Origin of the sequence: Methylophilus sp. YYY-1, assembly GCF_029132825.1 — a bacterium.
Classification (GTDB): Bacteria; Pseudomonadota; Gammaproteobacteria; order Burkholderiales; family Methylophilaceae; genus Methylophilus; species Methylophilus glucosoxydans.
In genome coordinates this window covers 88,190-100,672 of the sequence record NZ_WOVG01000003.1, presented here as the reverse complement: position 1 = coordinate 100,672, position 12,483 = coordinate 88,190, and the positions used below count along the sequence as shown (strand labels likewise).

General features: G+C 52.2%; 9 protein-coding genes. 4 read left to right on the top strand and 5 right to left on the bottom strand.

All coding sequences use genetic code 11. The features are described 5' to 3' along the window. Positions 1-90: 90 nt before the first annotated feature. Both GOC95_RS09690 and GOC95_RS09685 read left to right on the top strand, forming a co-directional pair. On the top strand, positions 91-579 hold the full coding sequence (locus GOC95_RS09690) for a hypothetical protein (protein ID WP_275356872.1): 489 nt from the start codon (positions 91-93) through the stop codon (positions 577-579). A gap of 14 nt (positions 580-593) precedes the next feature. After that, a complete protein-coding gene (locus tag GOC95_RS09685) occupies positions 594-1,631 on the top strand; it encodes a hypothetical protein (protein WP_275356871.1) in 1,038 nt (345 codons plus the stop codon). Between the two features lie 3 nt (positions 1,632-1,634). On the opposite strand, the gene GOC95_RS09680 is transcribed toward GOC95_RS09685, so the two are convergent. Next, the gene (locus tag GOC95_RS09680; protein ID WP_275356870.1) at positions 1,635-1,895 is read right to left on the bottom strand and encodes a DUF2934 domain-containing protein; all 261 of its coding nucleotides are present in this window, start codon (positions 1,893-1,895) and stop codon (positions 1,635-1,637) included. Between the two features lie 255 nt (positions 1,896-2,150). On the opposite strand from GOC95_RS09680, the gene GOC95_RS09675 reads away from it, so the two are divergent. Next, positions 2,151-3,314: a sugar MFS transporter gene (locus GOC95_RS09675; RefSeq protein ID WP_275356869.1), complete on the top strand. Its 1,164-nt coding sequence runs from the start codon at positions 2,151-2,153 to the stop codon at positions 3,312-3,314. Between the two features lie 56 nt (positions 3,315-3,370). Here GOC95_RS09675 and GOC95_RS09670 read toward each other — a convergent pair whose 3' ends face one another. The 4 genes from GOC95_RS09670 to GOC95_RS09655 all read right to left on the bottom strand — a co-directional run bounded on the left by GOC95_RS09670 (position 3,371) and on the right by GOC95_RS09655 (position 10,353). Beyond that, complete coding sequence (locus tag GOC95_RS09670; RefSeq protein WP_275356868.1) at positions 3,371-4,033, bottom strand: DUF2971 domain-containing protein; 663 nt, start codon at positions 4,031-4,033, stop codon at positions 3,371-3,373. Positions 4,034-4,076: 43 nt separating this feature from the next. Beyond that, positions 4,077-5,516, bottom strand: coding sequence for a metalloprotease TldD (gene tldD / locus GOC95_RS09665; RefSeq protein ID WP_275356867.1), 1,440 nt, complete (start codon positions 5,514-5,516; stop codon positions 4,077-4,079). A 96-nt stretch (positions 5,517-5,612) separates the two neighbouring features. Beyond that, positions 5,613-6,467 carry a carbon-nitrogen hydrolase family protein gene (locus GOC95_RS09660; protein ID WP_275356866.1) on the bottom strand — a complete coding sequence of 285 codons (855 nt, stop codon included), beginning with the start codon at positions 6,465-6,467 and terminating at the stop codon, positions 5,613-5,615. A 34-nt stretch (positions 6,468-6,501) separates the two neighbouring features. Continuing rightward, positions 6,502-10,353 carry a YhdP family protein gene (locus GOC95_RS09655; RefSeq protein ID WP_275356865.1) on the bottom strand — a complete coding sequence of 1,284 codons (3,852 nt, stop codon included), beginning with the start codon at positions 10,351-10,353 and terminating at the stop codon, positions 6,502-6,504. 218 nt (positions 10,354-10,571) lie between these two features. Between GOC95_RS09655 and GOC95_RS09650 the strand changes: the two genes are divergently transcribed. Continuing rightward, a complete protein-coding gene (locus GOC95_RS09650) occupies positions 10,572-12,473 on the top strand; it encodes an ATP-binding cassette domain-containing protein (protein ID WP_275356864.1) in 1,902 nt (633 codons plus the stop codon). Positions 12,474-12,483 lie beyond the last annotated feature (10 nt).

Here is a 12,483-nt window from a genome sequence, read left to right as displayed (position 1 = left end):
CGTTCAAGTGAATCATTCACTATCTGCGCTTAAAATTTTTCCATGACAATCGCTGACAGCTTTACATCATTTCAATCTTGGGGGTGTGCAATGCGTGATCAGCGAGTCAAAAAAACAAGCTTCTTCCTGTTGTCCGTGGTGTTGGGGGCGACGCTGTTCAGCAGTTTGTCTGTCCATGCAGAAGGAGAGGGGAAAGCAGACCCCAGATCACTCAAACATCCCCTGATCGGTTATTGGGAATCCAGATTGCCCGAGAGTGGTTGCCTCGAAACCTACTGGTTTAAAGAAGACGGCACAGCGGTTTTTACTAGCGGCGACGAGCAACTTGAAGCGCGTTATGAAGTCACCCCGCAACCGGATGAACATGGTTTTTTCAAGTTGAATCATCGCGTGACCTTAAGCAACAAGGCCCTGGATTGCACCAAACAACATTCTGAAATCAATACCGAGCAAACCAGTTTTGTGCTGTTTAAACCTGATGGCAGCAGTTTTATTTCTTGTGATGACGATGATCCTTCGCTTGAAAGCTGTTTTGGCCCCATAGAGTTAAAAAATAACGCTGCCAGAAGCTTGCACTAAGCGGTTTAATCCTGATGTGGTACATCAAGCAAGGCTTGCTCAGGCGGATTGCGCCTGTGCTCGTGGTGTGTCTGGGATTGACCATGGGCTATCCCACGCAAGCCATTATTCATGGGCTCACGTTTCCGGGCATGACGATTTCCACGGTCAAGCTCAGCATACAGCATGCACACTTTTTACAGTCTGTTGAAAAGTGGGAGTATTACGACTCGATTTGCAGTGCCGCCATTGTGGGCCTCAAACCATTGACGCTGATTACCGCTGCGCATTGCATGAAAGAAGTGCGGCTGACCGGCCCCAAAGATTTGCCCGTTGTAGGAATTGCGCAACCTGAACTGCTGGGGCTTGAGGACGTGCGCTTAACACAAGCCTTCTACCGGCCCTTTGACCGTGTAGCTGAAGATTTGACTCAGGATGTCGCGGTGCTGGTATTTGATGCCAAAGTTCAAAGCCTGATCCAACCGCTGCGCATTCGCATCGACGACCATGTGCCAGATGTGATTATGATTTGCGGCTATGGGCGCGGTTATGGCGAGGCGGATACGCGGCATCCGCGCTGCGGCGAACGCAAGCCTGTGCATGACCTGTCGGATTTTTATCAGATATTGCCCAAGCCCTATCGCGACATGGACGAGATGTTGCACCTGCAAGCACAGACCCAGTTTGCCTATACGCAAGAACTGGTGCATGCCGAAAAGGCGCTGCTGGCGGTAAACCGATTAAACGACCTCGACCAGTACGACCATACGATTCCCATGCCTACGGTGGGCGATTCTGGCGGGCCGTGGTTGGTGTTAAACGCACAAGGACAATACGAGTTATTGGCGATTACCAGCCTGGTTGAACGGTTTTACAATCCCAGCGCTAACTGGCCGTTCTTCCAGAAACAGGTGCCACTCTCAGAGTACCCCTATGTGGCTTATGGACTCAAGTTGAGTCACCATGAAGTTTTGGGATTTTTACAATATGCACAACATAGCGGTGCCGATATCCAGTTCACGTCGGCACCGCTAAATCATTACGGTAAGCGGCCAGCAAACCCAGGCCGCTGAGATTCAAGCATTCAGCTTGTGATCAATTTCTTTTTCAGCCTGTAGCCAGTAATCCATGTGGCTATCGCCAAAACCATTTTTCTCTGCGATATAGTAGGCCGCAACTTCAATCATCTTGTAACGCTCTTCGCTGGTGATAATAGAAGGTTTTACAGACTTTTTACGGGGGCTGGCAGATTTGGTTTTTGGGGTGTCAGTTTTAGGGGCCGCTTTTTTGGCGCTAGTTTTTTTTGCGGATACATCAGTGGTCTTGCTGGTTGCCATACATAACTCCTTGGTCTAGAGATGAATGAAAATAAAGCTTGTGGCCTTGTCATACTCATATTACAAACGGTAACCCGTCATCGTCAAGCGGCTAACTTCCTGAATATGCAGGGAATTTGATATGTGTCAGCTATTTTTGCTGTTTGAAGCATTTTTCACGATCAAGTTCACTCGCTTTGCAAATGCAGGGTGGCCCTTCCAAAGTCGCTGCAGATATGGTGTAGTGACAGCAATTCATCATTTTTAAAAATAAATATGTATAAAAAAGCGCTCACTTCACTGACCATCCTGTTCTTTATGATGGGCTTTATCACCTGCCTGAACGACATTCTGGTGCCCTATCTGAAAGCTATTTTTGCCTTGAGCTATGCCCAGGCGGCCTTGATCCAGTTCTGTTTTTTTGCGGCTTATGGCCTGACTTCTATCCCGTTTAGCAAACTGATTGAGCAAGTCGGCTACCAAAAAGGCATGGTGATCGGCTTTGCCTTGGCCGCCCTGGGCTGCCTGCTGTTTTATCCGGCGGTGCTATTGCACACCTATGGCTTGTTTTTGGCGGCCTTGTTCGTGCTCGCGTCTGGCATCGTGCTACTGCAAGTGGCCGCAAACCCTTGCGTGTCCATCATCGGGCCCAAAGAAACTGCGTCTTCCAGACTGACCATGGCTCAAGCCTTTAACTCTCTCGGCACCTTTGTCGCCCCGTTTTTTGGCGCCTATTTCATCCTCTCTGGCTTGACTAACTCCAGCTATGCCGAAGGCGTGGTTTATCCTTATTTCTTGATCGCTAGCGTATTGATCGTGATCGCAGTCGTGCTTTCACGCATCAACCTGTCAGGGATCGAAAGCGCAGAAGCAGACGAGAGCAGCTGGTCTGAAGTATTGCGAGAAAAAGGCCTGTTACTGGGCGTAATCGGTATTTTTGCCTACGTTGGCGCTGAAGTCTCGATAGGCAGTTTTCTGGTCAATTATGTGATGGAGATCAGCCATTTTGCAGAAACCCAGGCCGCACCGTTGGTGGCTTTGTACTGGGGTGGCGCCATGATCGGCCGCTTTATCGGCATCTTTACCCTTAAGAAATTTGCCCCTGCCAAAGTGCTCATCACCCACGCATTGCTCTCGGTCATATTTATCCTGGTCTCCATGCAAAGTACAGGCAATCTGGCGATTGCTACCATGGTGCTGGTGGGCTTGTGTAACTCCATCATGTTCCCCACCATTTTTACATTGGGCATCAAAGGCCTAAGAGCCGGGCAGGAGAAAAAAGGGTCGGGTCTGCTCGCAACGGCGATTGTGGGGGGCGCAGTGATCCCACTTTTAACCGGCTTGCTGGCTGACCGTTTGGGAATACATCATGCCTTTGTGTTGCCGGTGATTTGTTATGCGTATATCGCTTACTTTGGCATGCGTAATTTGAAGTCATAACCTCTAAGGCTGTAGGGTGGGCAACTTGTTGCCCACAAAACTTTTTTGGACAGGATTTAGGAAGTACCGCTTTCAACCACTTTGAAAGCTTTATTCATTACAATTTTGAATGATCCAAATGCCATTCTAGATTTGGTGATCTTCACCTTAAAATCTTCAGTTGATATATTTGAACTAACTTTCTCTGGTCTCGTATCATTTCGTGCACCAATGATCACCTCTCTAAGGTTAAGAGCATTACAGAAAGGAAGAAAATAATATTCTTTATCTTTCACAGCATGTTTAAGCTGTATGATCATTCGCACTTCTCGCTCATATTCCCAATGTTTATACTTGGTAGTAAGAAGTTGGTGGCCTAGAGTTTCCTTGTTTTCTCTCACGCCCTTTTCTGTATCTTCTTTAAGGCGGACGCCTTTATATGAAATGGGAAATGTCCAATCGTCCATTAAGTCGAACCCTAGGCATAGGCCTTTATGTCTATTGCCGTAATGGCTCCACATGACTGGGTTATGCCAAGTTTTGCTAAAGCATAAAATACCTATTTCTTCGTTCAACTCCTTTTTCAGTTGAAGAAAAACTGAGCGACTTTCCTTTGTCTTGAGAGAAACGCCAAGCAACTCAAAGGGATCGTTCATTTCGTCTAACCGAGATAGTTTGAGCCGACGTTTCTTTATTGCTTCTAATGCCCATTTTTCACTTGTTAGATAATAAGCACGCATTTATCTTAAATTCAACTAATTATAAAATTATAAAGAACGTAAGTTACGCCGACGTGCCACCGACCGTCAATCCATCAATCTTCAAGGTAGGCTGTCCAACACCAACTGGTACACTTTGACCTTCTTTGCCGCAAGTACCCACCCCACTATCCAGCGCCATATCATTGCCTATCATGCTCACACGTTTCAGTACGTCGGGGCCGTTACCAATCAGTGTCGCACCTTTGACCGGGTAGGTGATTTGGCCATTTTCAATCATGTAGGCTTCAGCGGCGCTGAAAACGAATTTACCACTGGTGATATCTACCTGACCGCCGCCAAAGTTGGCTGCGTAGAGGCCTTTTTTGACTGACTTGATAATCTCTTGCGGGTCTTTGTCTCCGTTGAGCATATAGGTGTTGGTCATGCGTGGCATGGGGATATGCGCGTAGCTTTCGCGGCGTGCGTTGCCGGTGAGGCTCATGCCCATCAGGCGGGCGTTGAGCGTATCCTGGATATAGCCGCGCAGGATGCCGTCTTCAATCAATACGGTTTTTTCCGGGGCGTTGCCTTCGTCATCCATAGTCAGGGAGCCGCGGCGGTCAGCGATGGTGCCGTCATCGACAATGGTGATGCCTTTGGCGGCGACTTGCTGGCCGATCATATTGCTAAAAGCGCTGCTGCCTTTGCGGTTAAAGTCACCTTCGAGGCCGTGGCCGATGGCTTCGTGCAGCAAAATGCCTGGCCAGCCGCTGCCGAGCACGACGGTCATGCTGCCTGCCGGGGCAGGGCGGGCATCCAGATTAACCAGGGCTTGATGCACGGCTTTTTGTGCGTAGTCTTGCAGCACTTCATCGGTGAAGTAGCTGTAATCAAAGCGGCCACCGCCACCGCTGGAGCCTTGTTCGCGGCGGCCATTGTGTTCGGCGATGACTTGCAGGGAGACGCGCACCAGCGGGCGCACATCGCCTGCCATGACGCCGTCACTGCGGGCGACCATGACGACTTCGTATTCGGCGGCCATGGAGGCCATCACTTGCGTGACGCGTGGGTCTTGGGCCTTGGCGTAACGCTCGAGTTTTTCAAGCAGTTTGACTTTGGCATCTGCACTGAGGCTGGCAATCGGGTCTTGCGGCAGATAGAGCGGCAGGTGGCTGCAGGTGACGATGCTATGGCCGGTTTTTTCTTGCCCCAGGCTGGCGATGGCGCGGGTGGCACTGGCGGCTTGTTGCAAGGCGTCGAGGTGGATGTCATCCGAATAGGCAAAAGCCGTTTTTTCGCCGCTGACGGCGCGCACGCCAACACCCTGGTCGATATTGAAACTGCCGGATTTGACCTGACCTTCTTCCAGGCCCCAGGATTCGCTGCGGCTGTATTGAAAATACAGGTCGGCATAGTCGATATTGTGCGTCATCATGCCGGAGAGCACATTGGTCAGCGCTTCTTGATCCAGTCCAGCAGGGCGCAGCAGTAAGTCGTTGGCTGTGGTCAGGTGTGTTTGCATAGTGGGTCTACTTTACTTTCAGCGTCTGGTGAGCGGGTTGTTTTGGTTTGAGTGACTTTTCACCAAGGAGTGCCGCTTGCATGCTCAGGGTTTTCATTAAATGGCTTTAATGGTTTTGTGTTTAAGCGCAGGCAAGCTTTCGCGCAGGTTTTTAATATAGTTGCGGTTAACATTGGCGATGACAATCCCGGAGCCACGTGGCAAGCGGTCAAGCACGACGCCCCACGGATCGACAATCATGCTGTTACCATGGGTTTCGCGGCCAGAGAGATGGTAACCCCCCTGCGCAGAAGCAACCACATAGCACAGGTTTTCAACCGCACGGGCGCGCACCAGGGTTTCCCAGTGGGCTTTGCCTGTGGTTTCGGTAAAGGCTGAGGGCACCACGACCATATCCACATCGCCCATGGCGCGGAACAGCTCGGGGAAGCGCAAGTCGTAGCAAATCGAGAGACCAATGCGGCCAAACGGGGTGTCTACGGTGACCACGGTATCGCCAGGTTCAATGGTGTTTTCTTCATGGTAATGCTCGGTGCCCATATCCATGCCAAACAGGTGAATCTTGTCATAGCGCGCGACTTGTTCGCCTTTGTCGTTATACACCAGGCAGCTGTTACGCACTTTATTGGCGTAATTGCTTTCCAGTGGCACTGTGCCAGCGACAATCCAGATTTTGTAGGCTTTGGCGGTTTTGCTCAAAAACTGCTGGATAGGCCCGGTATTGGGCTTCTCGCGAATGGTGACCTTGTCAAAATCTTTAAGCCCCATGATGCAAAAGTACTCGGGCAGCACCACCAGTTTGGCGCCCGCCTTGGCCGCCATTTCGATGAGCCGCTTGGACTCGACCAGGTTGGCCGACACACTGGGGCTGGACGCCATCTGGATCGCCGCAACTTTGACGATGTCATCATTGGCTGAGGATTTGAGTTTTTTGGTTTTATTGTCGGCCATGGCAAGTTTCCAGTTTAAATGCTTGATATTGACATTAATGCAGATTTTTTAAAGGTTGAACAGCAGGGGTGGCCGGGGCTTTTTTATCGGCGTCGGCTTCCTGCGGGTTATCCCAGGTGCCTGTAATCATATACTCACTGGCACTGATTTTGTTAAGTGGATCTTTGAGCAGCTTTTGTGCGACAAAGGCAGCCACACCGACAATTGGTCCGCCAGCCAGCGCTGCGAGCGATACCGAGTCGGAAATATGTGGGACGACCCGCACTTTGAGGCGCTGCGTTTCGGCCTTGAGGTTGGTCTCCCCCTTGATTCTGGCCTCAGCAGCGGGGCCGGTCATAAACAGGTCATCGCTGCGTAAAATTCCGTCGCGAATATTGGCGGTAGAGGTGATTTTGTCAAAGGCAAAGCCTTCGCTAAACAAGTCGTGGAAATCCAGCGTTAAGCGCCGTGGCAAGCTCTGCAAGCTCAACAGGCCGAGCAAGCGTCCCACGCCGGGTTGCACTTTCAGGATCTGGCCTTTTTCAAGCTGCATGGTGAAGCTGCCATCCAGGCGTTCAACCGCAAACTCGTGCGGGCTACCTGGCCAGCTTAGTTGGCCATTCATGTTGCCTGTGCCGCCCTTGACCATTTCCCCTCCGGGCTGAAAGCGCTGCAAGGTTTTGCCTAGGTTGCTGGAGTTCAGGTTGAATTTTAGCTGGGTTTGCGGGCTGCGCACCGAGTTGCGCCAGGTGCCGTCTGCGGTGAGTTGGCTGTCCGGATTGGTAATGCTCATGCGCTGGATCACCCAGCTCTCGCCGCTGTTAAAAGCTTTTAAGTCCAGACTGCCTAATTGCTTGTCGCCAAACTGGAAGTCCTGCGCAGTAATATCCAGCTCCGGGTAGGTCATGTCCAATCTGCGCGCCTCGGCGGGGGCTGGCGTATTGTCGTTATCCGGGGTGCGTGGCACACGCAGATAATTTAAACGGGCCACCAGTTTATTGGGTTTGCCCGCCAGCCAGTCTGCCTCGCCCGCCAGCTCCTGGCTTTGTATCAGCAGTTTGAGGCGTTCACTTTCGGGCGTGATATTCAGTTTGATCTGATGCAGATTGCGGTCAAACACATGCAAAGTGCCTGCGGTCAGTTCTACCTGATTGAGCGCCAGTGAAGAAGTGGCCGAGTTTTGGGGCGTGCCTGACTGATTAAGATAGGGCAGCCATTCATCAATGTTGAGCTTTTGAAAGTCGGCCCTCAAATTGATGCCATTGCCTGTGGGCAAGCGGGCTGGGGTGTTGATGGCAATTTCTCCTGCGGTAATGGTTGCCGTTTCGCCATTGACCTGGCGGAACAGGTTGGCGTGTAGCCACTCATTGTAGTCAATCGCAATTTTATCCGGCTGGTTGTTTTCCTGACGCACACGGATGATCAGGTTGGCAGGTGTGTCTGCCGTTTTCTTGGCGGGCTCGGGTAAATCAATCGTCATGCCTATCAGTTGCGAGCGAATATCCAGCCTGAGATTCGGTGCCTGAATCAGCACATTGCTTTTCCAGTCAGTGGTGCCATGCAAGGCACGCGTTAACAGGTTGTTATCCAGCTTTCTGAGGGCGGCATCCGTGATGCGGCCGCTGCCCTGAATCATCACAGATTTGTCCGGGCGGGTACTCAAGCTCAGGGTGGCCGGATTGTCGAACAGGCTGAGTTGTATGCCTTGCGCCTGCAAGCCCTTCTCGTTGAATTTGAGATGCCCGTTGATATTGCCCATTTCGGGCATGGCTAGTTGCGTATTGGCGGCGATATGGCCATTTTTGATCGCATAGTCGCCCTGAAACTGGCTGGCATCCACGTTATTGAGCGGAATTTGTAACGCCAGCTTGAGGTCTGCCGCGCCGGTGGCTTTGAGCGTATCAGTAAAGCCCATGGTGACTTGCTTGACCGGGCTGGTGTTGATGAATTTAATGCCTTGCTCCAGGTTGCCAGTTGCGACGGCCTTGACACTCAGAATGGGGTCATCTGCATCCAGTCTCGGAATCTCTACTTGTGCTTGCGTAATGTGCTGGCCGACCGTGGTGGCATTTTTAACGGCAATATCCATGCGCTTGCCTTCAAACTTGAGGAAGGCGTCGATGTCTTGCAGTTGCGGCCAATCGGTCCCGTATTCCAGGCTGGCACGGTCAAGCTGGGCTGTGACCCTGAATAAACCCAGTGACGGATCTGAATGAAACGCTGCATTCACATAGGGGAAGTCTTTGACCCGGCCTTTGACAATCACTTCGCCGTGTCGGATCTGGCCACCCAGAATCGAGGTATCCAGCCAGTGCAGGGTGGCCTGATCAAGCACCAGGGGATAATAGAACGACGCAAATTTGGCATCGCCACGTTCAATCTGGCTTTGAAGCTGTATGGTATCGCCACCGGTGGCACCCAATTGGTATTCCATGTTGGTGCGTAACGCCAGATGCGGGTTGGCAAAATGCAGATTGTGTGTGCTGATCAACATTTTTTGGCCGTTATTGCGCCACTCGATTTCGCCTTGTAGCTGATCAATCGGTAGCGGCCAGCGCAATAGACCTGCCAATTCAAGTGTGGCCTCTTTTGTGTCCAGCTCCAGGTTGCCTGCATTGGGTTTGACAGACAGCTGACCAGCCCAGTTTTGCAAGCCAGGGAGTTTTTCATACGCCTTGGTTTGTATATGATCAAAGCTGGCTGTGATGGCGTAATCCTGCCACTGCTTGTCGTGGTATAGCCAGCGAGCCTTGACTTTGCTGGCATTGCCCGTGGGGACCATGTTTTCGAGATAGCGGGTGAGGGCGGCGTCGGCAGGCAGCCATTGCGCCAGCAGGTTGCTATGCGTCAGACCCAGTTGTTTGAGGCTCAGTGTGCCTTCATGACCGTGCTGGTCCCATTGCACCTCACCATTGGCATCGCTGAGCATGAGGCCGGGCTCAATGTCGGCAGAAAAGTGCTTGAGTGTCAGCATTTGCCGTTGTTCTACGCGTTGCCAGCGCACTTCACCACTGACCGTTTTGGCGATAAAGGTTTGCGATGTCCGGGCGGGCGAGACTGCAACATGATTGAGCGCAACCTGTGCCGCCAGTCGCTGTAGCTGCAGCTTGTCAAAGGCCAGCGTCGCGGTCAGGTTGCCTTTGCCCGCTGTCAGCGCGACAGGCAGGTCAATCCAGGGGCTCCAGGCCGCCAAGTCTGTTTCAGGCAAACGGAGCGAGAGTTCGCCATGCCATGCTTCTGGCTTGGATACATCATCGCCAACCGCGACGGCTTCAAGATGAATACGTTGCTTGGTCCCTGTTGAAACCAGGCTATCAACATGAATGCTGTGACGGTGCAACAGGCGTTGCCAGACCGGTGTCAATATCTGGATGTTCAAATCCTTAAGCAGCAAAGGCGGAGCATGGCGTTGTTCATCAAGCCAGGTCACCGTGGCATTGGATATTTTGATGCGTCGTTGCGACAGCAGCCAGTTGGCAAACGCTGGATTCCCCTGTCCGGACATGGAAATGCCTGCCAAAAAGACTTGACCCTCTGCAGTTCTTCTCACTACCAGATTGGGTGCATCAATATTGAGGCTGACCAGAGAGGGTGAGAGTAGCGCCAGACTGCTCCATGACAGGCGGGTGGTGACCTGGGCCAGTTCAAGCGCCGGGCGTTGTTGCGTATCGTATAGCGTCACCTTGCCCAATGTGACTTGCGGTGCCAGGCCACGCCAACGGATGGCTATGCTGGCAATGGTGACATTTTGCTTGAGCGCGTCGCTCAAGGTGTGTTCGATCCGGCTGCGATAGTCGTCGATATGGGGAAACACGTAAAACTGGATAACCCCGACGATGCCTGCCAGCAGGATGAGGAGGCCGATCAACAAAGAGAGCAGCCAGCGTTTGATTTTTTGCAGGGGCATATTGAGGGATTTTGCAGGACAAAAAAGATATTATTTATTTATGTGACTATTTTACTCGAAAACAGTTGCGTCACTGTCAGCGTCACAACTACATTACGCGATTTTATCTGGCGTCACCGCTATTTCAGCGGCGCTTCAAGGATTTATCCGCCGAGCGGGCATGATTCGTTTAAAATGCGATTCTTTTGCTGTTCGATGACGTTCAAAGGTATTCAAGAGTGATTCAGTTTAAGCAGCTGACTTTTTCGCGGGCAGGCAAGCCCTTGGTCGAAGGCGCCAGCTTTCAGTTGCATCCCGGCCATCGGGTTGGTTTAACCGGGGCGAACGGCGCAGGCAAATCCAGCCTGTTCGCCTTGTTGCGTGGCGAGCTGGTGGCCGAGGCTGGTGAGTTACTGATTCCGCAGCAATGGGTGATTGCCCATGTGGCGCAGGAAACGCCTGCGCTTGCGCAGTCTGCACTCTCCTACACGCTCGAAGGCGATGAAGAGTTGCATGCCCTGCAAGTAAATCTGGCGCAGGCTGAGGCCAATGGCACACAGGATCCCATACAGGTGGCGGAGTGGCATCAACGATTGGCCGATATTGATGGTTACAGTGCCGAGGCTAGAGCCAGTGCCTTGCTGGCGGGGCTGGGCTTTACCCAGTCACAACTGAGTCAAGCGGTCAGTGATTTTTCGGGCGGCTGGCGGATGCGCCTGAATCTGGCACGCGCGCTGATGTGCCGCTCTGATCTGCTGTTGCTGGATGAACCGACCAACCACCTGGATATTGAAGCGGTGATTTGGTTGGAAGGCTGGCTGAGCGCTTATCGCGGCACCTTATTGTTGATCTCGCATGACCGCGAGTTTCTGGATAACACCGTTAACCATATCCTGCATATTGAGCAGCGGCAACTGAGCCTGTACCGCGGCGGCTATAGCGATTTTGAACGCCAACGCGCTGAAAAACTGGTGTTGCAACAAGCCAGCTACCAAAAACAGCAGCAGCAAATCGCCCACTTGCAACAATATATTGACCGTTTTCGTGCCAAGGCCACCAAGGCGCGTCAGGCCCAAAGCCGTATCAAGGCGCTTGAGCGCATGGAGCGCATCAGTGCTGCACATGTGGATTCGCCCTTTAGTTTCGGTTTTCGTGATCTGGGCGCCGCGCCAGATCCTTTGCTGGTGATTAATCAAGCGGCCTTGGGCTATGGTCAGCAAACACTGGTCAAGTTGGCGCATCTGGCGATTCGCCCCGGTGAGCGTATCGGATTGCTTGGTAAAAATGGCGCAGGTAAATCCACGCTGATCAAGGCGCTGGCGCAATCTGAAACCTTGTTGGCGGGCGAGCGGGTGGAGGGCAAAGACCTGCGCATCGGCTATTTCGCGCAACACCAGCTGGAGCAACTGATCGCCGAGGATTCGCCACTCATGCATTTGCAACGCCTGGACCCTAAAGCCAGGGAGCAGGAGCTGCTGGACTTTTTGGGCGGCTTTGATTTTAGGGGCGAGATGGCAAAAAGTCCGTGTGGCCCGTTTTCCGGCGGCGAAAAATCACGGCTGGCGCTGGCGATGCTCATCTGGCAACGTCCCAACCTGATTTTGCTGGATGAACCCACCAACCATCTGGATATCGAAATGCGCCATGCCCTGTCTATGGCCTTGCAGGCCTATGAAGGGGGGATGGTCATGGTTTCGCACGACCGCACACTGCTGGCGACGTGCTGCGAAAAATTTGTACTGGTTGCTGAAGGACAGGTCAGCGTGTTTGATGGTGACTTGGAAGATTACAAGCAGTCTTTACTGCAATCTGCGCCGTCTGCCATGTCCGAGCCAACAAGCACCGCCACTAAACAGAATGCCTATCATCAGCAAAAAGCAGATCGACAGGCGCGGTTGCAAGCGCGCAGACCGCTGCTCAAAAGTCTGGCAGCACTGGAGAAGCAGCTGGCCGAGCTGGAGCAAACCAAGCAATCACTAGACAGCCAACTGGCTGAGAGCGGTATCTATGAAGCCTCGCAACGGGAGGCTTTGCAAGCACTGTTGATTGCACAGGCACAAAACCAGAAACAGCTGGATACGGTTGAGAGTGAATGGTTGTCGCTACAGGAAGCACTTGAGGCATTGCCGGAAGTAGATTAACTGTTGTAGC

Coding starts and splice junctions, on each gene's coding strand:
- GOC95_RS09690 (WP_275356872.1), top strand. CDS start 91: ATGCGTGATCAGCGAGTCAAAAAAACAAGCTTCTTCCTGTTGTCCGTG.
- GOC95_RS09685 (WP_275356871.1), top strand. CDS start 594: ATGTGGTACATCAAGCAAGGCTTGCTCAGGCGGATTGCGCCTGTGCTC.
- GOC95_RS09680 (WP_275356870.1), bottom strand. CDS start 1,895: ATGGCAACCAGCAAGACCACTGATGTATCCGCAAAAAAAACTAGCGCC.
- GOC95_RS09675 (WP_275356869.1), top strand. CDS start 2,151: ATGTATAAAAAAGCGCTCACTTCACTGACCATCCTGTTCTTTATGATG.
- GOC95_RS09670 (WP_275356868.1), bottom strand. CDS start 4,033: ATGCGTGCTTATTATCTAACAAGTGAAAAATGGGCATTAGAAGCAATA.
- tldD (WP_275356867.1), bottom strand. CDS start 5,516: ATGCAAACACACCTGACCACAGCCAACGACTTACTGCTGCGCCCTGCT.
- GOC95_RS09660 (WP_275356866.1), bottom strand. CDS start 6,467: ATGGCCGACAATAAAACCAAAAAACTCAAATCCTCAGCCAATGATGAC.
- GOC95_RS09655 (WP_275356865.1), bottom strand. CDS start 10,353: ATGCCCCTGCAAAAAATCAAACGCTGGCTGCTCTCTTTGTTGATCGGC.